Origin of the sequence: Corynebacterium sp. KPL1986 (assembly GCF_000477975.1) — a bacterium.
Lineage (GTDB): Bacteria > Actinomycetota > Actinomycetes > Mycobacteriales > Mycobacteriaceae > Corynebacterium > Corynebacterium accolens.
Window position 1 is genome coordinate 243,665 of sequence record NZ_KI515719.1, and the last position, 25,667, is coordinate 269,331.

Sequence of the window (25,667 nt, forward strand, 5' to 3'; positions counted from 1 at the left end):
TGGAATGAACGTGAGGAGGGTGTCGATGGACTCAGTGCGAGGACGCCGCACCCTCTCCACGCTCAGCGTGCGGGGCGAGTTCACTCCCGCGCAGGCGAAAGCCCGGGATAAGGCAAAGGCGCGGGCGCGGCGCAGCGATTCCATCGGTCACCTTGGCCCAGAGGCCGTCGTTGCCTTCGTGGACGGGGAGATGGAGCCCAAAGCCATGCACCGCGTGCGCATCCACCTAGTCCACTGCGCGGAGTGCCGCGCCGACGTGCACCACCAGCGTCACGCCTCCGAGTGGGTGCGTCACTGCAGCGATGATTCCGCGGTGAAGGCCCCGCAGTCCTTATTGGCCAAGCTGGCGGGAATGGCTACGGAGGGTGTGGCCCCGGGCCCCGATGCGTCGACCCCGGCGCACCGGCCGGAGCAGGATTTCCTGGATAAAGTCGAGACGGTGGTACGCGCGATTAAACACAATCAGCGCGGGCAGAACTAAACGGAGGGCGAGGATTTAACCGTGTTTTCTTCCATTGGCTGGCCCGAGATTATTGTCATTGTCCTCCTCGGCATCGTCATCATCGGCCCGGAGCGCATGCCGGAGGTCATCAAGGACGTGCGCGCGGCCATCTACGCCGCCCGCAAGGCCATCAATAACGCGAAGGCCGAGCTCAACGGCGAGATGGGGTCCATCTCCGCGGAATTTGACGATATTCGCGGCCCGCTCAACCAGGCGGCGCAGTGGACGCGGCTAGGCCCCAAAGGCGCTATTACCAAGGCGCTTTTCGATGGCGATGATGCCGCCTGGGACGACTTCAACCCCAAGAAGATGGCCGAAGACATCAAATCCGGCACCGCGCCGAAAGAGCCCGAACAGCGCGCGCAGGACAACAATGGCCCCGCCCGGCCCACCTTTAACTATGCCGAGGTATACGGCGAAACTACACAGCAGCCGGCGCAGCAGCCGCCCCAGCAACAACAAAAGCCGCAGCGTGGTGGGGAGGATTCCACCGGCGGCGGCTCTGAGTGGAGCGACGTTACCTAATACAATGCGCCCTTAGTTCACGCCTAGGTTGAGGCTCTTGCCCACGAGGGAATCGGAACGGATGGCGAGCTTATCAGCCACCGCCCTAATTTCCTTCGCGGCAGGGGAGTCGGGTGCCTCGAGCACGATGGGCGTGCCGGCATCGCTATTCGAGCGCAGGGCCGGATCCAGCGGCACGGAGGCCAGCAGCGGAACCTCGTGGCCCAGGATGACGCCGAGGCGGTCTGCGACGATCTGGCCGCCGCCTTCACCAAAGACGTCCATGGTGGAGCCATCCGGCATGACCATGGCGCTCATGTTCTCAATCACGCCGGCCACGCGTTGGCGCGTTTGTTGGGAGATGGATCCGGCGCGCTCGGCCACCTCGGCTGCGGCGGCCTGCGGCGTGGTGACGATGAGCAGCTCCGCATTCGGGATGAGCTGCGCAACGGACAGCGCCACATCGCCGGTACCCGGGGGCAGGTCGAGGAGGAGGACATCGAGATCGCCCCAGAAGACGTCCGCCAAGAACTGCTGCAGCGCGCGGTGGAGCATGGGCCCGCGCCAGACGACGGGCGCGTTACCCTCCACAAACTGCCCAATCGAGATGTGCTTAATGCCGTGAGAGATGGGCGGCAGCAGCATTTCATCATCAAGCACGGTGGGGCCATCGGTCGAGCCGAGCAGGCTGGGCACGGAGTGGCCGTAAATATCGGCATCGACAATGCCCACCTTCAGGCCCTTATCCGCCAGCGCTGCGGCCAGGTTGACGGTCATCGAGGACTTGCCGACGCCACCCTTACCCGACGCCACCGCAAAGACACGGGTCGTCGAATCCGGCTTGGCAAAAGGAATCTCGGGCTCGGCCTGGCCGCCGCGCAGCTTCTGCTTGAGCGCGCGGCGCTGCTCATCGCTCATCGCGTCCATGGTCACGGTAACCTTGCCAACGCCGTCGATATCCTCGACCGCGGCGCGGGTATTGGTCTCGATGGTGGACTTCATGGGGCAGCCTGCGATGGTCAGGTAAATACCAACGGTGACGTCGTTTCCTTCGATATCGACCGATTTCACCATATTCAGTTCGGTGATGGGGCGGCCGATTTCTGGATCCTGTACGTGGGAAAGAGCCTCGCGTACGGCTGATTCGGTAATAGAGCTAGACATAACTCTTGCCATCTTAGTCACGGCGCTACCTCAGGTAAACACGCCCGCGCGGTAGACTCAGCGAGAAGCCACTGCATTTAGTGAAGGAGAACGTCTAACACCATGCGCATGTTCGCCCGTCCTGCCCTTGCCTGTGCAGGCGCTGTACTCAGCGCCACCTTGCTGGCAGGGTGCGCTGACCACGTTGTTACCGAGCCCTCCGCAGAGGCTAGTGACCGCAAGTCCGTAGACATCGTGGTCGACCCAGATGACACCGACCAAGTGGTGCTGGGCGAGATTTACCGCCAAACGCTCGCGCGGGCAGGGCGCGAGGCCACCGTGCTCAAAGAGGACAAATACCAGTCCCACGGAGACAAAGGCCGCAGCCTCAATCCAGAAGGCAACTTCTATGTTGGCTGTACGGGCGATTTCCTTAACTTTCTAAACCCCAGCGAGGCCCGCGACATCTCGCAAGATTATAAGAAGGCCGAACAAGACACTCAGCCTGGCGGGGAAGACTTCCTCGCCCGCACTCATATTGCGTTGATGTCCTCTCTGCCCACGGATCTAGCCACCGTAGAGCCCTCCGGAGCCTACGGTTGCGAGGACGCGGAGCCGGAACTGCCCGAAAACTTCGTGGTGGTTTATCAGAAGGGGCTTTTCGACCGTGAGGAAGAAATCGCCTTTGCTTCCCTCACCAAGTTCATCACGCAAAAAGACCTCTCCGACTTAGCCGAAGACGCCGAGGAAAAGGGCAGCGTGGAAAAGGCCGTCCGCGAATGGATGCAATCCTCAGGCGGCGACATCGTTGACAGCGAAGGCGATTCCGCGTCCACCGGCGGTTCGGGCCTGACGAGCTCCTAGCCTGCGCTTCAATCACGCCTCACCCCGGCGCGCCCCTTGGCACCTCCACCCGCCCTTCGCGCTCACCGGCAGCCGACCTTTAGCGTGCGATCGCCCTCCCCGTGAGCGGCAAGGGCGGGTGGCTTCGCGCCTAGCTGCCGTACTCTCCCTTGGCGCTTACGGGCGTTGCTCGCCGACGCCCCAACTCTTTCCCGGTGAGCGCGAGGGGCGGGTAGGTGGCTGGCGGGAGGTAAAGACGCATGAAAATGCCCCAGTGAGGAAATAACCTCACTGGGGCATTTAGCGCCGCAGCGCGCTAGGCGCCATTTCGGCGGTTACACGTGGTTAAACGTCGAAGGCCTCTTCGAGCAGGTTCTTTTGCTCAATCTGGTGCACCTTGGCGTTACCCGTAGCCGTAGAGGACTGGGCGCGGCGGGAGACGCGGACCATTTCCGGCATATCCGGAATGAGGTCGCGCAGGTGCTCGTTGTAGAACGGCCATGGGCCCTGGTTGGCGGGCTCGTCCTGTACGAACCGGACCTGGGTGGCGTTCGGGTACATCTCGAATGCCTCGCTCAGGCGGTTGAACGGAATCGGGTGGAGCATTTCCACGCGGACGATGGCGATGTCATCGCGGCCGTCGGCCTCACGCTTCTTCTCCAGGTCCCAGTAGAGCTTGCCGGAGACCAGCATGATGGTCTTGACCTTGTTCGTGTCGCCGACCTTCTTGTTATTGACGTCCACGAAGTGGGGGTCATTGATAACGGAGCGGAACTTCTTGACCTCGGTGAACTCCTCAACGGAGGAGGTGGCGGCCTTGTTACGCAGCATGGACTTCGGGGTGAAGACGACCAGCGGGCGCTTCATCTCGCCCAAAGCCTGACGGCGCAGCAGGTGGAAGTGGTTAGCCGGGGTGGACGGCTGAGCCACGGTCATGGAACCTTCCGCACACAGCTGCAGGTAGCGCTCGATGCGGGCGGAGGAGTGGTCCGGGCCCTGGCCTTCGTAGCCGTGCGGCAGGAGGAGAACCAGGCTGGACAACTGGCCCCACTTGGCCTCACCGGAAGAGAGGTACTCATCGATGATGGTCTGGGCACCGTTGGCGAAGTCACCGAACTGAGCCTCCCATGCCACAAGGGCGTCGGGGTTACCCACGGTGTAGCCGTATTCGAAGCCCATGCCGGCGAACTCGGTCAGCGCGGAGTTATAGACCATGAACTTGCCGCCATTGTCCTTGGACACTGCCAGGGAGTTGAGCGGGTTGTATTCGTTGCTATTGCGGGGGTCGAAGGTCACGGCGTGGCGCTGGGTAAAGGTACCGCGGCGGGAATCCTCGCCGGCCAGGCGCACGACTTTGCCCTGGTTAGCCAGGGAACCGAAGGCGAGCAGCTCGCCCCAGCCCCAGTCGATGCCGCCTTCGCGGACAGACTTCGCACGGTCCTTGGCCACCTTGGCCACGCGCTTGTGGTACTCGAAGTCCTCGGGTGGGTTGCCGTAGGCATCGCCAAGCTCGGCCATCTCTTCTGCGGTGATGGAGGTATCCAGGCCGCGGGTGAGCTCCTGCGAAGAGGTAATACCGGTCTGTTCCTTCGGGCCGGCCTTCTCGGCTTCCTTGTGCTCGGTGAACACGGACTCCATCTGGTCGTGGAAGTCGCGTGCGGCTGCCTCGGCGTCCTCGGCAGACAGGTCGCCACGGCCGATGAGCTCGTTGGTGTAGTGCTCGCGCACCGGCTCGTGGTTCTCGATGACCGAGTACAGCTGCGGCTGGGTCATGGATGGGTCATCGGCCTCGTTGTGGCCGCGCAGGCGGTAGACCACGAGGTCAATGAAGACGTCCTTGCCAAACTGGCGGCGGTATTCGGCGGCCATCTGGCCTACCCAGACAACGGCCTCTGGGTCATCACCGTTGACGTGGAAGACCGGGCAGTCAAAGCCCTTGGCCAAGTCGGTGACGTAGTGGGTGGAACGGCCGGAATCCGGGGTGGTGGTAAAGCCCACCTGGTTGTTGACCACGATGTGGACGGTGCCTCCGTTGGTAAAGCCGCGCAGCTGGGACAGGTTGATGGTCTCCTGCACAACGCCGAGGCCGGTGAAGGACGCATCGCCGTGGAGCATGACGGGAACGACGGAGTAGCCGTCCTTGCCCTTGTCCAAGATGTCCTGCTTGGCGCGGGCGATGCCCTCCATGACTGGGTCGACGGCCTCGAGGTGGGACGGGTTGGCGGCAAGGGTGACCTTGATTTCGCCATCGCCGAACATCTGCAGGTGCTCGCCCTCGGAGCCCAAGTGGTACTTCACGTCACCGGAGCCGCCGAGCTGGCCGCCCTTGTAGTTGCCGTCGAACTCACCGAAGATATCTGCCAGCGGCTTGCCGACGATATTAAACAGCACGTTCAAGCGGCCGCGGTGCGGCATGCCCATGACGACCTCGTCGAGGCCCTGGCCCGCAGCGGTGTCGATGATGGAATCCAGCAGCGGGATGAGAGTCTCGGCACCCTCGAGGGAGAAGCGCTTTTGGCCCACGTACTTGGTCTGCAGGAAGTTCTCGAATGCCTCGGCGGCGTTGACCTTCTGCAGGATGTACTTCTGCTCGGCGTTGGTCGGCTTTGGCATGCCGGCCTCGAGGCGGTCCTGCATCCAGCTGCGCTCGTCGCGGTCCAGGATGTGGGTGTATTCGGAACCGACCTTCAGGGTATAAGCAGCGCGCAGGCGGGAGAGTACCTCGCGCAAGGTCATCTGTTCCTTGCCGCCAAAGCCGCCGACGTTGAAGACGCGGTCTAGATCCCAGATGGTCAGGCCGTGCGTAGCGATGTCGAGGTCGCGGTGATCCGGGCTAGGCAGGCCAGGCTGGGACCAGCCGAGGGGGTTGACATCGGCAAGCAAGTGCCCGCGGGAGCGGTAGGACTCGATGAGCTGCATGACGCGGGTGTTCTTGTCCACGCCGGAGTTGGGGATGTCCTGTGCCCAACGGAAGGGCTCATAAGGAACGCCCATGGACTCGAAGAGCTCGTCCCAGAAGGCATCATCAACAATGAGCTGGCCGATGGTGCGCAGGAACTCGCCAGACTCTGCACCCTGGATAACGCGGTGGTCATAGGTGGAGGTCAGCGTAACCAGACGGCCGACGCCCAAGTCAGCCAGGCGGTCAGCGGAGGCGCCAGCGAATTCTGCCGGGTAATCCATGGAACCAACGCCGATAATGGAGCCTGCGCCCTTGGTCAGGCGGGCAATGGAGTGGCGGGTGCCGATGCCGCCCGGGTTGGTCAGGTTAATGGTGACCCCGGAGAAGTCATCCATAGTGAGCTTGTTCTTACGGGAACGGGTAACGATGTCCTCGTAAGCCTCAATGAACTCAGCGAAGGACTTGGTCTCGCACTCCTTGATGGCGGCGACCACGAGGGCGCGGGAGCCGTCCTTCTGCGGGAGGTCAATGGCCAGGCCCAAGTTGATGTGCTCAGGCTGGACGACGAAGGGCTTGCCGTCCTTTTCCTCGTAGCGCACGTTCATACCAGGGTGCAGCTGCACGGCCTTGACCATGGCGTAGCCAATAATATGGGTAAAGGAGATCTTGCCACCGCGGGTGCGCTTCAGGTGGTCATTGATCATGGAACGGTTTTCCCACATGAGCTTGACCGGCATATCGCGCACGGTGGTAGCGGTAGGAATCTCGAGGGATTCTTCCATGTTCTTAGCAATCGCCTTGAACATGCCCTTGAGCTGGCGCTCGTCGCCGCCCTTATAATCTTCTAGGTTATCCAGCGGAGACTGCGCATTCTTGCCCGCAGAATGCTTAGCCTTCGCGGACTTTTCCTTGGCCTTAGATACAGACTCTTTCACGTTGGTATCGCGCGCCTCTTGCTTGCGGGCGGTGGTAGTGCCTTCGGTCTTCTTGGCCGAGGACTTAGACTCTGCCTGCGCCTTCTGTGGCTGTGGCTTAGATGCTTGAGAAGGAGCCTCAGCTTCTGGCTGCGCCTTGGGCGCGCCGTTTGCTTCGAAATAGTCGCGCCACTCCTTGTCTACGGAGCTAGGATCCTTGGAGTACTGCTGGAACTGCTCGTCTATCAGCCACGCATTCGGGCCGAAGATGCTCGATGTGCTCACGGCAGGTATTCGCCTCATTTCTCTGCTTTAAAATGGTCGTTTATTCGACTTTAGTTCGGACTTTGCACGAGCGCATATCTCACCCGCCAAAGTGTCTGCCTATATGATACGGGCCAATCCCTCACCTTCACTATGTTAGGGGTAGCGAATTCGCTCTAAACGATCATCGAATCCCCGCCTTTGTGTGGGAAAGAGGGGAGAGCTGCTGGCGGGCGTGTTCGATGACCTGATTGGCCAGCTTGCGATTGGCCTTCGTGCCAATGACCGCCCCGATACCCATGGGCATGAGTTTGCCCACCCAGGCCCACTTCATGCGCTTGGTGATCTGCTTGGTAAATACCTTGGTCAACCGGCCATTGATGCCAGATAGCGTGGGCCCGGAAAAGCGGGAGAGGGAGGCCACGGAACGCGCCCCCGTGACCGTGCCGAGGTCACCGACAAAGGTATCGACCACCGCAGAGCCCTTCGAGCCCGTCAATACCACCAGCACTAGGGCGCGGCGGCGCTCGGGCGAGGAGATGTCATCGCCGCGCAAGTACGCTGACGCCAGGATGTACCACGCGGCGGCTTCAAGAAAGACCACGGATTCCGCACCGATGGTGGCCGCACCCGTAAAGAGCCCGATGCCGGGCACGGATGCGGAGGCACCGGCGGCCGCGCCCGTGCCAGTAGTGATATTGATGAAGTGCTTGTTAATAAAGCCCTGCAACTCCTGGGCAGTGGCATCCGGGTGGTGCTTCTTTAGGTTCTTGACGTATTTGGAAATAACACCAGATTGCACGGATACCGCGCGGTCCAGGGAGCTCAGCAGCGCCCTAGTAAACCGCCCGCTGTGCTCCGGATCGATGTCATACGTGTCGCTAGCTGCTTTATCCGGGGTGGACTTTTTAAATATGGACATGCCTTTTCCCACACCAATCCTTAAGTTCGTTGGGGCAGTGGTATTAATTGAATTTTTACCTAGCATAGCCCTGACCTTGAAATAAGGTGGGCGCGCATGTGCGATTCGGATCGCCACCGGCGTGCAACCTACCTAAGGTAGGGAGTATGCCTTACCCGCAGGAAAATCAACGTGACACTGGGGACTTTTATTCCGAAGAGTCCACCGCTGCCGCGCGCTTGCGGGCCATGCGCGCACACGAGCGCGCCCGTAAGGCCCACGAACAGGCACAGAACGCCTACGCGGATGAGCTCACCGTGCGCACGACCTCCGGCTGGGTGCGCGGGGTCATCGAAGAAGACCTGCGAGTAGATCGCCCCATCAGCGCCGGTCCGGTGCGCACATGGCGCGGCATTCCCTTCGGCGCCTCTACGGCCGGCGACAACCGCTTCCGCGCCCCGCGCCCAGCACCGCGGTGGGACGGGGTGCGCGATTGCAGTCAGTTCGGGCCAATCGCCCCACAGCCCACGTACTCCTGGACCGACCGCATCGTCGGCTCCGAGGATTGCCTGTACCTCGACATCGTGCGTCCCCGCACGGAGGAAAAGCTGCCCGTCGTGGTGTACCTGCACGGCGGCAGCTTCATTATGGGCTCGTCCCACATGCTCATGCTGCGCGGGTTTGAGCTCGCCACCCGCATGAACGTGGTCTACGTATCCATCAACTTCCGCCTCAACGCCTTGGGGTATCTGGACCTGCGCAGCCTCGGCGGCGAGTGCAGCGCCAACCCCGCCGTGGCGGATCAGATTCTGGCCCTTAACTGGGTCCGCGACAATATCGCTGCCTTTGGCGGCGACCCAGACTCGGTCACCCTCATGGGCGAATCCGCCGGCGGTGCCGCGGTGCTGGCGCTCATGACCAGCCCGACGGCCGAGGGGCTCTTCCACCGCGCCATTGCCCAATCCCCACCGATTGCGCTGGTGCATTCCCGCGCCCAATCCACCTTGTGGGCCCGCGAACTTGCGCGCCGGGTGGGCCTGCCGCGCCGGGTGAGCGTGGATGACCTGCGCCAGGAGGACTGCGCGGATGTGGTGCGCTCCGGCCAATCCATGATGTGGCGCGCCGGCGAGCTACTGCACTTAAACTCCTGCTACGCGCCCACGGTGGACGGCGAACTTTTGCCCGAGCACCCCATCACCGCCTTTGAGCAGGGCCATCAACACAAAATTCCGTTGCTGATTGGCACGAATTCGGATGAAGCCAGCTTTGGCAAATTCCTTTTTCAGCGCCAAAGCGCCCGGGAGCGTGCAGCCCTCCGGCTCTTGGCCTCCTACGATCCCCACCACGCCCCCGAGGTCGTCGCCGCCTACCGCGGTGCGGTCCGCAGGGAGGATTTTGCGCACTTGCTTGCCGATGCCCTCTTCTGGGCACCCTCCACCCGCATCGCCAGCGCCCACTCTGAAGTGGCCGATACCTGGATGTACCGCTTCGACTTCGCCTCTGCCGTCTTGAAGTGGCTGGGTTTAGGTGCCATGCACTCGATGGAGTTGGGCAATGTCTTTGGCGATCCCCAATCCTCGCGCGCCTCCCTGTTAACCGGCTGGGGCTCGCGCGCTGAGATGGAGGAATTGACTTCCACCATGCAGGATCACTGGGCCGCGTTCATCCACGGCGGCAGCCCGAAGCTGCAGTGGCCGCGCTATGACGGCGGCGATCGCGCGACCATGATCTTTGATGAACAGGCCTATATCGTGCACGCCCCCAATGACGGTCGCCGCAAGGCGTGGGAGGATTACCACATGGTGGAGTGGGGAAGTGGGCGCCCAGAGCTGGTGCGCTCCCTTGGTTTCCAACCACACCGGAGGGATTAGCGGTAGAATCCAGAGTGACCGCGGCCGGCGTCTTGCCTACCGCGGGGACCTCTGCTTCCGAAGGATGGATTTTTCACCACCATGAGCTTTTTCGAAGATATCGCTTCCGCATTGGACGCCGAGGGCATTGAGTCCCGCGTCAACGAAGACGTCATGTTCGTTCCAATCACCTCTGATTTGGAAATCCAGTTTGTTGAAATCGATCCTCTCTTGCCGGCGGCCAATGTGTACATCGCTGCCGCGGATGTGGATGAAGACGATGAAGAATTCGAGGCCGTCCTGGTCTCCGTCGCCTTTTCCGTCGAAGACGCCGTAGAAGCCGTCTCCCGCCACATCGCCACCGACCAGGTTGTTACCGTCCTGCGTGACCTCCTGGAAGGTACCGATGAGCGCATCGCGGAATTGGAGTTCGACCAGGATGAACTCAACCCGCACCTGGTGGTTGCAGAAGTAGGCAACGATTCTGAGCTGCGTGTATTAGTAGAAACCATCGACGGCGTGCCCTCTGCCATCGTGCGCTTCTTGGCCTTCGACTTCGATGAAGAAGACATGGAAGAGCTCGAAGATGAGGCCGTCACAGAGCTATGGCAGGTGGACGAGGAAGACGAGGACCTCGATGAGAACGAGCGCCTTGCCCTCTTTGGCAACACCGATTCTGATGACATCCCCATCGTGGAAGTCCCCGCTGAGGCCCTGGAACTGGGCACCTACACCGATTTCGACCGCCTCTTTGACGTGCTCGGATTGGTCTCGGAACAGGCCCTTGATTGGGAGGCCCAGCTCGTAAACTTTGATGAGGATGACTTCGAGGAACCAGATGTCTACGACATCTTCTGCGAAGATGCCGATGATGACGAGGAGGACCTAGAGTTCTTCGACAACTTCACCGAAGCCGACGCTGCCGATGATGAGGGCGACAACAACTAAGCCCTAAGCCGCTTGCTGGAATCCCGCGAAAAGGGATTCCGGCGAGTGCACGGGCTGGAAGGCACCATCCACGAGCCATACGTAGGTGGCATTCGGTCCGCGGGAGATCTCGTGGACGGCGCCAGCTAATTCGGCAGGAACAAGCGTGCGGACCCACCCTTCCGCCGTGGCGGGATCGACAACCTGCCCAAAGTTATCGGTGATGCGAATGGTGATGAGGTAGGCGGGGATGCGGTTTTCACCAAACCCGCGGATCCGCGCCTTCACTCGTGCTCCCACGCGGTGGCGGGTAATGCTCATGCTGTAGTCCGCGCCGCCTGGTGTGGGTGGCAGTTGCTTTATGGGCGGGCGCCACGTCGGGGTGGGACGAGCCAAGGACCGCGGGTGGTGCATGATGGCGGAAATTGAGCTGACCGTCTCATAGTGGTGATAGGCCAAGTTGGCGGCGATTTCCGTCGCCGTGGCGCTGGGTTGGCTGGGTACTGTGTGCGAAAAGTTCTTATCTACGTTGTGCATGGCGCTCACTCTAAACCGCAGGGCCGACACGAGTTCGAACAATACAAACACATGTTCGAAAAAGTAGCTTAAATAGCTTTCAGACCTTCAAAGGCATAAGGTTGCACGTGCTATGAAGAGTGCTAATGCCGAACCGGCGCCCTACGAAAAGCCCAAGGTGCCGCGGGAAATCTGGGTAATGGTAACGGCGGCGTTCATTATCGCCTTAGGTTATGGCCTTATCGCACCGCTTTTGCCGCAGTTCGTGGTCAGCTTCGATGTTTCGATGGCCGCCGCCGGCCTGGTGGTCTCCATCTTCGCCGCCTCCCGGCTGATCTTCGCGCCCGTGTCTGGTTCGTTGGTGGACCGCGTCGGCTCGCGCCGCGTCTACCTGGTGGGCCTGATGACCGTGGCCGTGACCACGGGTTTGGTTGCCATTGCCCAAGAGTATTGGCACATTGTGGTGTTGCGCGCATTGGCGGGGCTGGGCTCGACCATGTTTACCGTCTCCGCGATGGGCCTTATCGTGCGCCTGTCTCCACCGTCGATTCGCGGTAAGTGCTCTGCCACCTACGCCACGGCATTCCTACTGGGCAATGTCGCCGGCCCTGTCCTCGGCGCCAGCCTGTCCTTCCTGGGCTTCCGCTGGCCATTTTTCATCTACGGCATCGGCGTGATGCTCGCTGCTTTCGTTGTCTGGTGGCAGATGCCGCGGGTCAACCACTCCCAAACCACCACCTCGGAACTGCCGCCCATGCGCCTGCAGGAAGCTTGGAGCGATACTGCCTTCCGCGCGGTGCTGACCTCCAACTTCGCCCACGGGTGGATCAATATGGGCGTGCGCGTGTCCGTCCTGCCGCTTTTCGCCGCCGCGATTTTCCATAATGGCGCCGCAGCCTCGGGCTTGGCTCTCGCGGCCTTCGCCGCAGGCAATGCGATTATTCTCCAGTTCTCCGGCCGGTGGTCCGATCTCCATGGCCGCAAGCCGCTTATCTTGATTGGCTTGGTCGGCTCCGCCATCTTCATGGTGCTCATGGGACTGGCCACCAGTGTGTGGTTCCTATTGCTCGTATCCGCCCTTGCGGGTGCAGCATCGGGCCTAATCAATCCTTCCCAGACCGCCGCGGTGGCAGACATCGTGGGCAACGAGCGCTCTGGCGGCAAGGTATTGTCCACCTTCCAGATGGCAGGAGACTTCGGCCAGATCGTGGGCCCCATGCTCATCGGGCTGCTTGCAGATGTCTATGGCTTCCCCACAGCCTTCACCGTCTGCGGTGCCATTGCCATTTTCGGCATCATTGCCTGGCTCTTCGGGCGCGAGCCCCGCCAGGAGTCCACAGTGGAAGTAGAGCGGATGCCGAAGGGCTAAGTGTCTTCAACTCGATTCTCAGGGCAAATCGCTGTTTATGTAGAAGATTATTGCCAAGTATTTTTCCCTCAGCTTTGATCGGATTCGGTGAAGCATCAATCACTCTTTTGCCACGGCGCATGTGGGTAGATTCCATTACCCAGCGCCTTGATCGATGTCGACGCCTATGGGGCTTCAACGTCCAGGGGTGAACCATCTCTGGTGTGAGGCTTTCCGAACCTCCAGATCTGTTTAAACGAAGGATGCCGCTTTAACTGAATTTTCGATTCAAATTTTATTCGATTGGTTGCCCCTTTTACAGAGATAACGAAAGGGCTCATCAAGTAAAATCCATTGGCGCCGTATATAGCTGGTTCGCGGTAGTAATTCAGTCATGTCTGGGAGGGTAAATTTTATACACCGAAGGACGTTCATACCTCTCTAAAATTCTTCATTTAAAAGTATCAAGCTGGGGAGAATCTGCGACCGCCCAAGGCCCTAGAAGATATTACCAGGATCAACCCTTTAAAGGGTCTGGTGTTCCTGGATCAACAATTTCAGGTCTTCCCGTGCGGGTTCCTAACTTCAATGCAATCTATACACAGTCGTCGGGCTGAAGTTTTGGGGAGTATATAAACTGCCAATATCCCGATCCGATATGTGCTACGGTGATCCTAATCACTCATATTCGTATGAGTAGTTGAAATTACTCATCAAGGGACGGCGTATGGGCATTATAGCGTTAGGCTTATTTATTGCAGTTACGGTTATTTTGAACACGCTTGCAAAACGTGACATTGCTGAGTCGCTGCTAATTGCGTTGGTTTGTATCGCATTCCTAGGCGGCACCCAGGGGCCGTCTATGTTCTGGCAGGCGATTCGCGATGCTTCGCAATCCGAGGTTACTTTCGCCGGTATGGCGTTCGTCTTTATGGGGATCATCGTGCAAGCCACCGGATTGGTCGACCGGCTTATTGAAATTCTGAATTCGATATTCGGAAGAGTGCGTGGTGGAGCTGCATATGTTTCAACCCTGAGCTCAGGGTTAATCGGATTAATGGCTGGATCTACCGCTGGCAACTCGGCGACTGTTGGATCTGTAACAATCCCGTGGATGAAGAAATCGGGATGGTCTAGCGAACGTGCCGCGACGGTTGTTGCGGGAAATTCTGGTTTAGGTGTGGCCTTACCTCCAAACTCCACAATGTTCATTATTTTGGCATTACCTGCGGCAGCAGGCGCGAGTGCCTCCAGTGTTTATGTTGCATTGGCATGTGGTGGAGCTTACGCGGTTATTTATAGGTTGATTGTGATCTTTTGGTTGACGCGCAGAGAAGGGATTAAGGCTGCTTCGAGAGATGAACGTACTTCCTTAGGGCATGCGGTAAAACACGGATGGTCATCACCATCAATATTTATTGGCATTATCATCCCCGTCATTTTAACTGTAGGTCCAGTTGCTGGCTATCTCGCCAAGGAATCGGCGATTGGTGAAAATGGAGTGAAGGCCATCTCCATCATTGTTTGGGTTCCTATATTAATCACTTTGATTGCTTTGATCGAAGGAGCATGGCGGATCCGGCAAAATAACATCAACTTAGCGGTACAGTTCCGGCAAGATTTGCCTCAGTTCGCAACCGTAGGAATTTCTCTATTCTCTGCGCTAGCTGCAGCAAATATTATGGAGCAGTTGGGAGTAGGAGAGCAGCTTTCAGGGCTACTTAATGGGATGAACTTACCCGGTTGGTTGATGGTTCTTATTGTGGGGATCCTTGCTGTACTCGTGGCGACTCCGCTTTCGTCGACTGCAACCGCCGCCGCCATTGGCGCTCCTGCTGTCGCGGCGCTTTCCTCAGTCGGAATTGACCCAACTACGGCGATTGTTGTGATTCTGCTGTGTACATCTACCGAGGGGGCTTCGCCTCCAGTTGGAGCACCAATCTATCTGTCTGCTGCGCTTGCGGAAGCAGATCCCCCTAAAATGTTCGTCCCTTTAATAGTGTATTTCGTGTTGCCGATGATTCTATTGGCTTGGCTGATTGGGATGGGGCTACTACCGATTTACGTTCCTAGCTGAGAGAATTATATTATGAAACTCGTTTTTAAGATAGTGGAAGTGCTCTTTTTCCTATTTTTGGCACTGTTTTTACTGGGTGGTGTAGCAATTATTTTTACCCAATCCCTCGGGATTGTCACTCTTAACTCCTCATTGGTTGTAGGAGTTGATGACTGGTTGGCTCCAGTTACGTATGCATGTGCAACTTTATGTGCTATTTGTGCATTCGTTTTAAAATATCGGCCAAAGAAGAGTAAGTATAAATGAGGCTATTTTAAAAAGAATCCTCTTAAAGAAGTAGTACTCCTAAGAATAAATTGGACGCAATTTTGACAGTCAGATATCCCGTGAACATTCAAACTGGTTCTTTAATGTTTCTCAGTTACCTAGAAAGGTAAATGCTAATGACAGATACAACTCGATTTAATCGGTTAGATCCCAGCGTCTTCTCGCGCGTTGCGAAAACCGGACTACGGACTGACATGATGACTCGAGCAGCATATTCTTCCGATGCGTCCATTTTTCGGAGGGTGCCCGCTGCGATACTTGAGCCCAAGACTGTCTCCGATATTAGAGACGGATTGGAAATTGCTAAAGCTCGCCAGTGGAAGGTGGTTGGTCGTGGCGGAGGCACCTCTGTTGCAGGAAATGCAATCGGAGAAGGGCTTATTATAGATACGTCTCGGTATTTTAACCGAATCATTGAAATTGACGCGGAGTCCCGTACCGCCATCGTTGAGCCTGGGGTAGTTGCGGATGCTTTACGCGATGCAGCAGCACCATACGGTTTGACTTACGGCCCCGACCCGTCAACACACTCTCGTTGCACGATCGGGGGAATGGTTGCAAACAATGCCTGTGGCTCGCATTCTGTCGCATATGGGACGGCGGCGGATTCCGTGGTTGACGTTACTTTAATGCTATCGGATGGCCGTGAGGTTACATTTTCAGAGGGGGGCTGTGACGATCCAGACATTGATCGGCGCCTCCACGAATTGGTAGACCAAAACGCCGACCTGATCGATAATGAACTCGGGCGATTTCCTCGCCAAGTTTCAGGATATGGACTTCATTACCTCTTGGCTTCAAATGGATTTAATACGGCAAAAATGGTGGCCGGCACGGAAGGAACAATAGGGATCATAACTAGACTTACTGTCAAGCTGGTCTCAGTTCCAAAGCATAAGGCGTTAGCTGTACTTGCTTTTGATTCCGTTTTCGAAGCGGCTGCAGCAGCTGCAGAGCTCCGTAAACCAGGAGTCTTCACGATCGAAGGTATGGGCGGCGATTTGTTAAATGCCTTACGGTCTAAGGTTGGTCAAGAAAACGCTGGTGAAAACCTTCCCGGAATAAGAAATGGCAAAGGTGCAGGTGGGTGGCTTTATTGCGAAACAGGAGAGGAGACCCTCTCGGGAGCGCTGTCCGTAGCTGAAGATCTTTTAAACTCGGTGTCGGTAGTTGACTCGACCATCGTTCACGATACAAAGGAGATGCGTGAGCTCTGGAAAATTCGGGAAGCTTCGGCTGGAGTTGTCACTCGGCTGCCAGACGGTGGGGAAGCGTGGCCGAATTGGGAGGACTCAGCAGTTCCTCCAGAAAATCTGGCTGACTATTTGCGCAGCCTTTACGACTTGATGGATAAATATGATTTACGAGGGATTCCGTTCGGCCATTTTGGAGAAGGCTGCGTCCATGTCCGGATTTCCTTTGATTTTAACTCTCCAGAGGGAATTCAAAAATTTAAGAGTTTTATGAATGAAGCTGCCGAGTTAGTTTCTTCCTTCGATGGTTCACTTTCTGGCGAACACGGAGATGGTCGGGCGCGATCTAGTTTGCTCCGGTATATGTATTCTGAAGAGATGCTCGACCTTTTCGATCAGTTCAAAAAAATATTTGACCCTGCTTCATTTTTTAATCCTGGGGTCTTAGTTTGTGCTGATCCGATAGATGAGGGTATCCGTATATCGACCGCGCAACGGGTTAATGAGAAAGCACCGGTCCATAAATTGAGTCAAGATAATTCTTCTCTGGTTGATGCCGTAAATCGGTGCGTAGGTGTCTCTGCTTGTCGTAGTGACTCAGGGTCAATGTGCCCCTCATTTCAAATAACCGGTGATGAAGTCCATTCGACGCGAGGTCGTGCCCGCTTACTGAGTGAAATGTTTCGCGGCGAATCGATCTCCAAAGGTTTTAAGTCAAAAGAGGTTAATGAGGCTCTTGATCTATGTCTATCTTGTAAAGCCTGCGCTTCGGAGTGTCCAGTAAACGTAGATATGGCTACGTACAAAGCAGAGTTCCTCAATAAACACTTCCAAGGCCGGATTCGGCCGCGAGCTCATTACACTATGGGCTGGTTACCGCTTCTCGGATACATCGCACATAGGCTGCCTATCATTCCGAGCTTAATTGATCGGGTAATGTCTGCTGACAAACTTAGTAAAGTTGTCGCGGACCTTGCTGGGCTCGACAATAAGAGGCCGTTAATCAATTTCGCTCATACGTCATTGAGGTCTTGGTTTAAGAGACATCAACCATTGGATGAAATATCAGCGTGTGAGGGGCTAGAATCTTGGAGCAGTGGACAAGACAAAAAGCCTAACGGCAATTGGGAAACTGACTCATGGGCTGATGAAGAACGAACGGTCGTCCTGTGGCCTGACTCGTTTAACTCTAATCTAGGTACTGAGCCAGCCGAGGCAGCTATTGAAGTCTTAGAAATGCTTGGGTACAACGTGCAAATCCCCTCGGAATTTGTATGCTGTGGACTTACTTGGCATTCTACAGGTCAGTTGCAGACCAGTAAGCGTGTCCTTCATCAAACGGCGAAGGTAATGAAGCCGTTTGTTGATAATCATATTCCTGTAGTGGCAATAGAACCTTCTTGTACCACTATGCTTCAGAAGGAAGCTGCGGAGCTAGTCTCAGACCCAACCATTCAACGTCTAGCGGAGGCCACCTATTCTTTTAGTGAATTTGTCTCTCCTCGCATTCAAGCTCTGCGCGATGTAGGGGTTGTGGGCTCGGTTGATAGATCGGCATTGACCCAGATTCATTGCCATGAACAGTCGTTAGGCGATCCGGAAATGTCAGAAAAGCTATTAAGCGCACTTGGGGTCGAGCAAGACACCATAGATACTGGTTGCTGTGGTCTCGCAGGAAATTGGGGCTTCGAAAAGGGACACGCGGAGATGTCGATGGCTCTCGGCGAACGTGAACTGTTTCCTAAAGTTCGCAGGGCTCAAGAAGATGAAGATATAGTTATTGCTGATGGCTTTTCTTGTAGGACTCATATCAAACAAGGAACTAACGTTCGTGCGCGCCATATAGCCGAAGTGCTACGTGATGTACTTAAAGAAAATTTGAATTAAAGGAGTCAGCCCAGTTTCGGCATATTAGTATCTTTGAAGCCGTATTCAATATGAAACGATGTAAAATTTTGCTGATTGAAAACGCCGAGGAGAATGGCGGTGATTTTTGCGGTCAATTGGTGGTACTCTTTCATTAGTCCTAGGTGTTTGTTTTTAAATCCGATCCCTAATGTTGAATCCATTTGCTTGTCAAAAAGGAGGGAAATGTCTTTATGTGTTGGTCCCGAGCTTTGAATAATTAACTTTTTCTGGTTAAAGTTCGAGTGGAAATTTTAAATCGATTACTGAAATTAATTGGAATTAAATGTTGCGGCCTCTCTTTATTGGAGAGGTAGCGACGTGGAATGTAACAATCGGCAAGGGTGCTGTCATTGAGGGGCGTCGTTCAAGCGCAGGATTTGTGAGGAACGCAAGTGTCGGAGCCCTATTTGACGTACTAGATTATGGAGAGGTTATCTACCGCTTGGGTGAAGAGCGAAAGACGTATCTAGACTATTCGTGCTTCGCAAAGGCGTCTCTTCAGCGGACTTTTTAAATCAGTGCTTACTTTGGAGGCGCACTGCAGCAGGGTGCTGACATGAAGTCTGCTATTGCGATTCACAGTGCCCGCACACAAACAACCTCGAGCTGCAGTACACGCGGAACTCCAATTAAAAGAACCCGGCGACCTGGGAAACACACAGGTAGACAAAGGCCGCGGAAATGATGCCCATCAGGGTATTCACGAACCAACCATTGCGCCATTCCTTCGGGGTGTGCTTGGTATTAAGCAGTACCAAGAGCGTAAGTCCCAGGAAGGGCATGAAGAATGCGCCCAGAACGCCGTAGCCAATGATCAACCCGGTGGGCTTGCCCAGCAGCAGGAGCAGCATCGGCGGGAAGGTCAACCAGATGAGGTAAGCGCGGTAGTACTTACCGCCCGTGCTGGTGCTGGGGTGGCCTTGTGGGAGGTTCTTCAGGTGGCCAACGTAGTCTGCAAACATGAGGGACACACCGTTCCACACGCCCAAGCAGGAAGAGAATGCGGCAGAGAAGAAGCCCACGATGAACCACTTAGAAATAAAGGTTCCGTAGCGAGCCTCCAGCACGTCCGCCATGTCCACCAAGCCCTGGTCGTTATCGGAGACAGCAACATTGGCGCTGTACAAAAGCTCGGCACCAAGGATTAGCGTAGCCAGCACGAAGATACCGGTGACGGCATAGGCCACCGAGTTATCCATGCGCATGACCTTCATCCACTTGGGAGTGAACCACTTTTTCTCGCGCAGCCAGTAACCATAGGCCGCAAGGGTGATGGTGCCGCCGACACCGCCGGCAATGGACAGGACGTAGACAAAGGATCCATCCGGGATGGTGGGCACAAGGCCGCGAAGAATCTCTGGCAGATTAGGTGCGGTAATTGCTGCGATGCCCACCACGGTGACAAACATGATGCCAACCAAGACGGCGGCAAGCTTTTCAAAGAGTTGGTATTGACCCAACCATGTAAGGGCAAAGCACAACACGCCGGTCAGGATGGCCCACATGGTTAAGTTGGTACCGGGGAAGAGTGCGCTTAATGCCAAGCCCGTGCCAGACATGGCCGCTGCGCCATATACCAATCCCCAGATGACGATGTAGGGCGCGAAGTACCAGGAGGTCCAGCGTCCTAGCTCCCGCCAGCCGTGGAACATCGTGTTTCCGGTGGCTAAGCTATAGCGTCCGACGCCTTCCACCAGCACGATTTTCATAATCGTACCGACGATGACGGCCCACAGCAGCGCGTAGCCATAGCGCTGGCCGGCAATCATGGTGGCAACGAGGTCTGCGGCACCAACGCCGGTGGCTGCGGCAACCAAACCCGGACCGACGAGGGTCCACTTTACTTTGGCTTGTGGCTCAGAGTCGTGTGTCTGTTGGCCTTGGGCGGATGTTGCGCCGGTGTGGTTTTCTGATTGGCTCATGACACTTCCTTAAGTGGCTGTGGTGTGAATCACTTAAAGGGAATGTATCACTTTCGCAAGTAAATCGCTCCTTGAGTTAAGCAATTACTAACCTCCTGGACAATGCCTGGTTGAGCACCGGGAGCGACTGGAGTGAAAAGTTTGAGGTTGAAGACGGCTCTATCCTCAGTGTTCTGCTGATTCTCTGGTGTCTTGAGCTGTGGTGGAGGGTACTAGCTAAAACTTTGTTTATCGACTGATATTAAAACCAAGATTTACGGTCAAATTATTTAATTCCGTCTATCTCATATTGAAATTTGATTGAACAAATTTCATCAAGGCAGAGGTAATTCAAAATTCAGCAGTATCGGCTATGTACTCGATGCTATTCCGCTATTTAAATGGGATTTGGGGTGCTGCGACGATTGGGTCCGATACACGGGCTTTTCGCCAGTTGACCCCGTCGATAGTCACAAACTTTTCATCTTCATCTGGTTGCAGAGGAAAAAGTCGAACAGACAGGGATTCTCCTTCACCTGGAATAGGGAGTTGAAGCGCATCAGCAATTTTGCGATGAGCGTTGTAATCGCCCAAAATAACGATCCCTTCGGGCTGAAGTGCTGAGCGTGAACCTCCGTTGTAGCGTATCCGCTTCATATAGTCTTTCTGTTGCGCGACGGTAGCTACGATGCCACGTGGGATTCTCATTTCCTGGGCTGTTCGAAATAATTCGTTCAAGCGTGCGGCACCCGATTTGAGCGAAAGTATTCTGTCTTTGTCGTCCGGGTCCAGTTGCAGCAGGGTATTTGGGGGAAATGGTTCATCAAAGTACAGCCAGGTTATGTATTTCCTGCCCGCAGCTGAAACTGTCCGTTTTCCATCACGGTTTCCACCGTTGGTGAGTACAGAGTTATCAAACTTGATGAAGCCAACTCGGAAGAGGGAATTTGCGTCGTCTGCGTGGCAAAGCATGCCATGATGTCCGAGTGCTTCATTAGGTATCATCCAGCCAAAGCGAGACTTCGAATATTTACAATCAACTTCGTAATCTTGGATTTCGAAGTCCATTACTTCGCCGTCATTAATTATGTCGTCAAACTCGCGTCGAATATTGATTTCTACGATTGACCCGAGATGGGCTGATTCAGTTTTGGAAAGCTGTTCAATCGAATAGCGTCCAGTGTGTTGGCCATCGTAGATTTGGTCAAAAGAATCACGAAAAACTTTGGCGAGCCGTTTTCCATCGGGATCAACAGACTGAAATGCCTCGATGAAAAGGGAGATTGCTTTCTCGGGGTGGTGCGGGGTGGTCACAATACTTCCTAAGCCAAGGTTGGTTGCAATATTTGAGCTGGTTCGGCGGGCTGTTCCGATTTAGTTAGTGGGCGCTTACGCAATGCTTTTTTGATCTGTTCCCCTATAGCTTTGGCGACAGGGGGTGGGAATGCATTGCCAACTTGTCGCCATTGAGCAGTTTTCCCTCCTGCCCAGTTCCAGTCATCTGGGAATCCCTGGATCACGCCACCCATGCGCACTGTGAGGCGCGGTAATTCTTCTTCGGAGTTTAACGTGAAGTCTGAGGAAGGCGCTTCCTCTGCGATGGAAGTGCCCTTAACACCGAGTGCCTTCCAAGCTTGTTTTGCCCGTGTGGGGCCTACATCGGGGCCACCGTGTTTCTTGCTTCCGCCTACGAGAGTCGGTGCAACTGTGTTTGCGTTTGTAGCCCATTTCTCTGCGCCTTTCCAGCCATTTTCGGCCATTAGATCTTTAAGAGCTTCTCCAACCGTTACTTGGTGAGGAACTTTGTTTGGCCACGCGAAAAACTCGGAGAACTCCTTCTTTAGAGCTACAAGGATGAAGCGAGGACGTAGCTGCGGAACTCCGTAATTGGCAGCTTGGAGGAGCTCCCAGAATACCTGGTATCCCAACTCTTCAAGCTTGATAATTATATTTCGGCGGTAGTCATCGAAGCGCTTTTGGCCGAGTCCTTTTACGTTTTCCAAAAGGACAGCAGGTGGATCTATCTCATCGATCAGGCGGAGTGCCTCTGGGAAAAGGTCACGGTCATCATCGGCCCCTAACTGTTTGCCAGCTATGGAAAATGGCGGGCAAGGAACCCCTCCGGCAAAGAGGTCTATTTTGTGACGCCATGGCTTGCCATCGAAGTCGTGAACATCCATTTCTAAAACGTTCCACTTTCCATGGGGTCCTGAATCTCCACGGTTGAGGCGTAGAGTCTGTGCAGCCCATTGGTCGACTTCGATGACAGCTTTGTGCGTGAATCCCGCAGTCTCTAGCCCTAGAGCTTGACCACCGGCCCCAGCACAAATTTCTAGTGAAGTTAGTTTCTTATAGGTCACTGGGAAATCCTTTCTAGAAATTTCGTGATGTGGACGCGCGAGGCCTAGAGGTTCAACTATTTTACCTTTAGGAGCATATGCAGAGTGTGGACATATTACTAAGCGTGTGTGGAATGTATGTTCGAAATGATTGGAGAAATCTTGAGAAGTCCGAAATGGTTGCGAGACGAGATTCTTCTCGTTGCTGAGGTTGGAATCAAGCTTGGGTGGCCTTCATCTTGTCCGGAGCGAGAACTGAGTCGTGTCGCCGAACTCCTGGCTGGGGGGATTAATGCACGGAGACGGAGTTGAACTTGGGTCTAAGTTTAGAAACGTAAATGGGGTCGGGCGAAAATACGCTGACCTAAATAGTGCCAGGCCTTCCTATGCGGGAAAGCCCACTAACGGAGGTAAAGCTACGGCTGGAATTGCAGCCCTAGCGGAGGAAGACCCTCAACTTGTCAGCTACTTAGCGAAGGATGTGCGGAGGATGCTAGCGACTAGATCTTATCGAAGAAAAGACTTGAGCTACCTACCTTTCGATTAGGAGTGAGTTTTTCCACGGCTGGAATATCCGCCGGCGCCCAGGTCAGCTCCATAGCTTCTGCGGGGGTAACCCATTTGGTTGCGTCGTGATCGCTCAGGCGAAGCTCGCCGCTGATGAGCGTGCAATAAAAGGTGGTTAGTTCGATGGTGGCGAAGTCGTATTCGTAGGTCGTTGTCGTGAGTTTGTTGCCAACGCGGGCGGTGAGGTTGAGTTCCTCGCGAATTTCGCGGGCTAAAGCCTGTTCGGGTGATTCTCCCGGTTCGATTTTTCCGCCTGGAAATTCCCAATGTCCTTCTAGGGGTTTTCCGGGCTTCTTGCGGCAGGCGAGGAATCGGTTGCCATCGTGAAAGACGGCACCGACGACGCGGATGGGGTTAGACATAGTTCCATTGTGCCTTGAGCCAGGAAACGCTAGACAACAAGATGTAATTTAGCTAACATATTCCCAATGTTCGCGTCAGGCTGTCGCGCGGGCTTGATCATCATGCAAGCTTGAGGGGCGGTCTATCGTGACATCTACTAATTCAGTTAATTCCTCCATCCAGAGCCATGACGGGGAAGTCCCGCGGCCTGAGGGACGGTGGAAACTCTTTGTTTATAGCGCCATTGGCGCGTTCGTGTTCTTCTTTCCTGTGACATATAAGGAAAAGAACTCCATTCCTTTGGACCACATGGTCACCATCGTGCGCGATAGCATTCCGGCGGTGGTGCCGTGGCTTATCTTTGCGCTCGCCGTGTATGGAACGGTGCGTAGCTTTAGTACGGGGGCGTTTAAGGAAAGCGCGCTGCAGGCGGTCTTTGCGGTCCTCAATATCGCCGGTGCCATCATTTCCTTCCTCATGGTTATTGACGCGCTGCCGTGGGTATTAGGTGATGAAGATTTGGTTCCCTTCTTGTGGAACTCCATTGCCACGCCGGTGGGGCTTATCGTGCCCATCGGCGGTACCTTCCTGGCATTTCTTATTGGATTTGGCCTCTTGGAATTTGTTGGGGTGCTGATGCAACCCATCATGCGCCCGCTGTGGACGACACCGGGGCGCTCCGCCATCGATGCGGTGGCATCCTTTGTCGGTTCATATTCGCTAGGCATTTTGGTCACGGATCGCGTTTATCAAAAGGGTGGTTATACCGGTCGAGAGGCTGCCGTTATCGCTACAGGGTTCTCCACAGTATCGGCGGCGTTTATGGTCATCGTGGCCAAGCAGCTGGATCTGATGAATATCTGGGGCACGTACTTCGCCGTCACGCTGGTGGTGACATTCCTGGTTACGGCCATTACCGTGCGCATCCCGCCGCTGCGGACGATCCCGGACGAATACTACGCGGATGCAGAACCAGACCCGGAAAAGCCGGTGGAAGGATCGCGTTTCAAGAATGCGTGGCGGGAGGCGATGCTGGCTTTGCAGCGCGCGCCGTCGCTGCCACAAGCCATTTGGGATAATCTGCGCGATGGTGTGCGCATGGCCGCGGCCATCGTGCCGTCCATTATGTCGGTGGGCCTTATTGGCTTGCTGCTTGCGCGGTTTACCCCGATCTTTGAATGGATTGGGTACCTGTTTTACCCCTTTGCTTGGATTGTGCAGCTGCCGGAGCCGGAACTCGGCGGCAAGGCCGCGGCGATGGGCATCGCGGAGATGTTCCTACCCGCCACCGCTGTAGCAGGCAGCGATTCCATGGTGCTGAAATTCGTCATCGGGGTCGTGGCGGTGTCTGCCATCATCTTCTTCTCCGCCCTGGTGCCGTGCATTTTGGCCACCAAGATTCCGGTGAAGCTATCCCACCTGGTCATCATCTGGTTTGAGCGCGTTGCTCTCACCATCGTGATTGCGACCCCGATTGCGCACCTCCTGTTCTGAGTCTTACTGCCCGCTTACCGCAGTGAGGTGAGCGTTAACGATGTCATCGATAAGCCGCGCCGCTGCCTTGGCGGTGCGGTTGTCTATGTCGAAGGTGGGGTTGAGCTCGACGACATCGACAAGCGCGAGCTTGCCCGTCGCCGCGATCGCGACCGCCAGGGCGCGGATGCGCTCGTAGGCAACGCCGAGGCTAGCCGGGGCGGATACACCCGGCGCGGTGGAGGCGGGAAGCACGTCCAAGTCGATGGAGAGGTGGACCTTGTCCGCAGCGGCGGTGGCCTGGGTGGCGAGCGCGCCGCATTCGGCCGGGGTGAGGTTCACCAGCTCCTCATCCAGGGTGTAGTTAACGCCGAGCTTATCGGCATCGTTGAAGAGCACCGCGGTGTTATTGGGGCGGGAAATACCGAAGACGGTGTAGTCAAAGTCATCGGTGAGCTGGGAAATCTGGGTAAAGGGCGTGCCGGAGGTGGCGTGGTCCGCGTGGCGGAGATCGAAGTGGGCGTCCAAGTTGATGATCGGGGTGGCACCGCGCGCGCGGAACAGGCCACGGTGGGAGCCGAAGGCGGTTTCGTGCCCGCCGCCCAAGATAATCGGCAGGGTAGCGCTGCGGACGAGTTCTTCGACCTTGTCAGATAGGGCCTCGTGTGCGCCGTCGAGATCATCGCCTTGGGTGGTGATGGTTCCGGCATCGGCAAGCGCGTGGCCGTGGTGAACCGCGAGGGAGCCAAGGGCTGTGCGCAGGGCGGCGGGGCCGGCGGCGGCACCTTGGCGGCCGCCGTTGCGCAGCACGCCCTCATCGGAGGCAAAGCCCAGCAGGGTCACGGGCGCGGATTCGGCCTGGTTGATGACGCTATGCCAGCGCGCGTGCTCGGCGCCGGGGCCATCGGAGCGGCCGGACCACTCGGGGGCGGGAGTAAAAAGTGGGGCTGATTCGGTATTCATAGTGCCGATACTAGAAGCGTGCG

The 25,667-nt window shown here is 56.2% G+C and carries 19 protein-coding genes; 10 read left to right on the forward strand and 9 right to left on the reverse strand.

Going from position 1 to position 25,667, the window contains the following annotated elements:
• The first annotated feature begins 4 nt into the window (after positions 1-4).
• Both HMPREF1287_RS01145 and HMPREF1287_RS01150 read left to right on the forward strand, forming a co-directional pair.
• Positions 5-481, forward strand: a complete 477-nt coding sequence (locus HMPREF1287_RS01145) for an anti-sigma factor (RefSeq protein WP_042403649.1) — start codon at positions 5-7, stop codon at positions 479-481.
• Between the two features lie 21 nt (positions 482-502).
• The gene (locus HMPREF1287_RS01150) at positions 503-1,027 is read left to right on the forward strand and encodes a twin-arginine translocase TatA/TatE family subunit (protein WP_005280120.1); all 525 of its coding nucleotides are present in this window, start codon (positions 503-505) and stop codon (positions 1,025-1,027) included.
• Positions 1,028-1,039: 12 nt separating this feature from the next.
• On the opposite strand, the gene HMPREF1287_RS01155 is transcribed toward HMPREF1287_RS01150, so the two are convergent.
• A complete protein-coding gene (locus HMPREF1287_RS01155; protein WP_005280121.1) occupies positions 1,040-2,170 on the reverse strand; it encodes an Mrp/NBP35 family ATP-binding protein in 1,131 nt (376 codons plus the stop codon).
• A gap of 102 nt (positions 2,171-2,272) precedes the next feature.
• Between HMPREF1287_RS01155 and HMPREF1287_RS01160 the strand changes: the two genes are divergently transcribed.
• Complete coding sequence (locus HMPREF1287_RS01160; RefSeq protein ID WP_023017741.1) at positions 2,273-3,013, forward strand: hypothetical protein; 741 nt, start codon at positions 2,273-2,275, stop codon at positions 3,011-3,013.
• 324 nt (positions 3,014-3,337) lie between these two features.
• Here the strand turns inward: HMPREF1287_RS01160 and HMPREF1287_RS01165 are convergent, their stop codons facing one another.
• Both HMPREF1287_RS01165 and HMPREF1287_RS01170 read right to left on the reverse strand, forming a co-directional pair.
• Positions 3,338-7,111, reverse strand: coding sequence for a multifunctional oxoglutarate decarboxylase/oxoglutarate dehydrogenase thiamine pyrophosphate-binding subunit/dihydrolipoyllysine-residue succinyltransferase subunit (locus HMPREF1287_RS01165; protein WP_034653606.1), 3,774 nt, complete (start codon positions 7,109-7,111; stop codon positions 3,338-3,340).
• Positions 7,112-7,256: 145 nt separating this feature from the next.
• Entirely contained in the window at positions 7,257-7,994 is a 738-nt protein-coding gene (locus HMPREF1287_RS01170; RefSeq protein ID WP_042403653.1) for a hypothetical protein, read from the reverse strand.
• A 146-nt stretch (positions 7,995-8,140) separates the two neighbouring features.
• Here HMPREF1287_RS01170 and HMPREF1287_RS01175 point away from each other — a divergent pair, with 146 nt between their 5' ends.
• Together HMPREF1287_RS01175 and HMPREF1287_RS01185 are read left to right on the forward strand one after the other, a co-directional pair.
• Positions 8,141-9,844, forward strand: coding sequence for a carboxylesterase/lipase family protein (locus HMPREF1287_RS01175; protein ID WP_023017744.1), 1,704 nt, complete (start codon positions 8,141-8,143; stop codon positions 9,842-9,844).
• A gap of 81 nt (positions 9,845-9,925) precedes the next feature.
• On the forward strand, positions 9,926-10,771 hold the full coding sequence (locus tag HMPREF1287_RS01185; protein WP_005282289.1) for a hypothetical protein: 846 nt from the start codon (positions 9,926-9,928) through the stop codon (positions 10,769-10,771).
• Between the two features lie 3 nt (positions 10,772-10,774).
• Here HMPREF1287_RS01185 and HMPREF1287_RS01190 read toward each other — a convergent pair whose 3' ends face one another.
• Positions 10,775-11,287, reverse strand: a complete 513-nt coding sequence (locus tag HMPREF1287_RS01190; RefSeq protein ID WP_023017745.1) for a hypothetical protein — start codon at positions 11,285-11,287, stop codon at positions 10,775-10,777.
• A gap of 112 nt (positions 11,288-11,399) precedes the next feature.
• Here HMPREF1287_RS01190 and HMPREF1287_RS01195 point away from each other — a divergent pair, with 112 nt between their 5' ends.
• The 4 genes from HMPREF1287_RS01195 (at position 11,400) to HMPREF1287_RS01205 (ending at position 18,038) form a co-directional block, all read left to right on the forward strand.
• On the forward strand, positions 11,400-12,635 hold the full coding sequence (locus HMPREF1287_RS01195; RefSeq protein WP_005282292.1) for an MFS transporter: 1,236 nt from the start codon (positions 11,400-11,402) through the stop codon (positions 12,633-12,635).
• A 706-nt stretch (positions 12,636-13,341) separates the two neighbouring features.
• Positions 13,342-14,691: a TRAP transporter large permease subunit gene (locus HMPREF1287_RS01200; protein ID WP_005282295.1), complete on the forward strand. Its 1,350-nt coding sequence runs from the start codon at positions 13,342-13,344 to the stop codon at positions 14,689-14,691.
• A gap of 12 nt (positions 14,692-14,703) precedes the next feature.
• The gene (locus tag HMPREF1287_RS11980) at positions 14,704-14,937 is read left to right on the forward strand and encodes a hypothetical protein (protein ID WP_005282297.1); all 234 of its coding nucleotides are present in this window, start codon (positions 14,704-14,706) and stop codon (positions 14,935-14,937) included.
• Between the two features lie 137 nt (positions 14,938-15,074).
• Positions 15,075-18,038: an FAD-binding and (Fe-S)-binding domain-containing protein gene (locus HMPREF1287_RS01205; RefSeq protein ID WP_005282299.1), complete on the forward strand. Its 2,964-nt coding sequence runs from the start codon at positions 15,075-15,077 to the stop codon at positions 18,036-18,038.
• Positions 18,039-18,688: 650 nt separating this feature from the next.
• Here the strand turns inward: HMPREF1287_RS01205 and HMPREF1287_RS01210 are convergent.
• From HMPREF1287_RS01210 to HMPREF1287_RS01225, 4 genes are all read right to left on the reverse strand, one after another.
• On the reverse strand, positions 18,689-19,981 hold the full coding sequence (locus HMPREF1287_RS01210) for an Nramp family divalent metal transporter (RefSeq protein ID WP_023017746.1): 1,293 nt from the start codon (positions 19,979-19,981) through the stop codon (positions 18,689-18,691).
• 372 nt (positions 19,982-20,353) lie between these two features.
• A complete protein-coding gene (locus HMPREF1287_RS01215; protein ID WP_023017747.1) occupies positions 20,354-21,274 on the reverse strand; it encodes a NaeI family type II restriction endonuclease in 921 nt (306 codons plus the stop codon).
• Positions 21,275-21,282: 8 nt separating this feature from the next.
• Entirely contained in the window at positions 21,283-22,320 is a 1,038-nt protein-coding gene (locus HMPREF1287_RS01220) for a DNA cytosine methyltransferase (RefSeq protein WP_005282306.1), read from the reverse strand.
• Positions 22,321-22,799: 479 nt separating this feature from the next.
• A complete protein-coding gene (locus HMPREF1287_RS01225; RefSeq protein ID WP_023017748.1) occupies positions 22,800-23,228 on the reverse strand; it encodes a (deoxy)nucleoside triphosphate pyrophosphohydrolase in 429 nt (142 codons plus the stop codon).
• A 127-nt stretch (positions 23,229-23,355) separates the two neighbouring features.
• Here HMPREF1287_RS01225 and HMPREF1287_RS01230 point away from each other — a divergent pair, with 127 nt between their 5' ends.
• Positions 23,356-24,702 (forward strand): YjiH family protein, encoded by a 1,347-nt coding sequence (locus tag HMPREF1287_RS01230; RefSeq protein ID WP_023017749.1) that lies wholly within the window; start codon positions 23,356-23,358, stop codon positions 24,700-24,702.
• Between the two features lie 3 nt (positions 24,703-24,705).
• Here the strand turns inward: HMPREF1287_RS01230 and hutG are convergent, their stop codons facing one another.
• Entirely contained in the window at positions 24,706-25,644 is a 939-nt protein-coding gene (gene hutG, locus HMPREF1287_RS01235; protein WP_023017750.1) for a formimidoylglutamase, read from the reverse strand.
• Between the last annotated feature and the right edge of the window lie 23 nt (positions 25,645-25,667).

Coding starts and splice junctions, on each gene's coding strand:
- HMPREF1287_RS01145 (WP_042403649.1), top strand. CDS start 5: ATGAACGTGAGGAGGGTGTCGATGGACTCAGTGCGAGGACGCCGCACC.
- HMPREF1287_RS01155 (WP_005280121.1), bottom strand. CDS start 2,170: ATGTCTAGCTCTATTACCGAATCAGCCGTACGCGAGGCTCTTTCCCAC.
- HMPREF1287_RS01160 (WP_023017741.1), top strand. CDS start 2,273: ATGCGCATGTTCGCCCGTCCTGCCCTTGCCTGTGCAGGCGCTGTACTC.
- HMPREF1287_RS01165 (WP_034653606.1), bottom strand. CDS start 7,111: ATGAGGCGAATACCTGCCGTGAGCACATCGAGCATCTTCGGCCCGAAT.
- HMPREF1287_RS01170 (WP_042403653.1), bottom strand. CDS start 7,994: ATGTCCATATTTAAAAAGTCCACCCCGGATAAAGCAGCTAGCGACACG.
- HMPREF1287_RS01175 (WP_023017744.1), top strand. CDS start 8,141: ATGCCTTACCCGCAGGAAAATCAACGTGACACTGGGGACTTTTATTCC.
- HMPREF1287_RS01185 (WP_005282289.1), top strand. CDS start 9,926: ATGAGCTTTTTCGAAGATATCGCTTCCGCATTGGACGCCGAGGGCATT.
- HMPREF1287_RS01190 (WP_023017745.1), bottom strand. CDS start 11,287: ATGCACAACGTAGATAAGAACTTTTCGCACACAGTACCCAGCCAACCC.
- HMPREF1287_RS01195 (WP_005282292.1), top strand. CDS start 11,400: ATGAAGAGTGCTAATGCCGAACCGGCGCCCTACGAAAAGCCCAAGGTG.
- HMPREF1287_RS01200 (WP_005282295.1), top strand. CDS start 13,342: ATGGGCATTATAGCGTTAGGCTTATTTATTGCAGTTACGGTTATTTTG.
- HMPREF1287_RS11980 (WP_005282297.1), top strand. CDS start 14,704: ATGAAACTCGTTTTTAAGATAGTGGAAGTGCTCTTTTTCCTATTTTTG.
- HMPREF1287_RS01205 (WP_005282299.1), top strand. CDS start 15,075: ATGACAGATACAACTCGATTTAATCGGTTAGATCCCAGCGTCTTCTCG.
- HMPREF1287_RS01210 (WP_023017746.1), bottom strand. CDS start 19,981: ATGAGCCAATCAGAAAACCACACCGGCGCAACATCCGCCCAAGGCCAA.
- HMPREF1287_RS01225 (WP_023017748.1), bottom strand. CDS start 23,228: ATGTCTAACCCCATCCGCGTCGTCGGTGCCGTCTTTCACGATGGCAAC.
- hutG (WP_023017750.1), bottom strand. CDS start 25,644: ATGAATACCGAATCAGCCCCACTTTTTACTCCCGCCCCCGAGTGGTCC.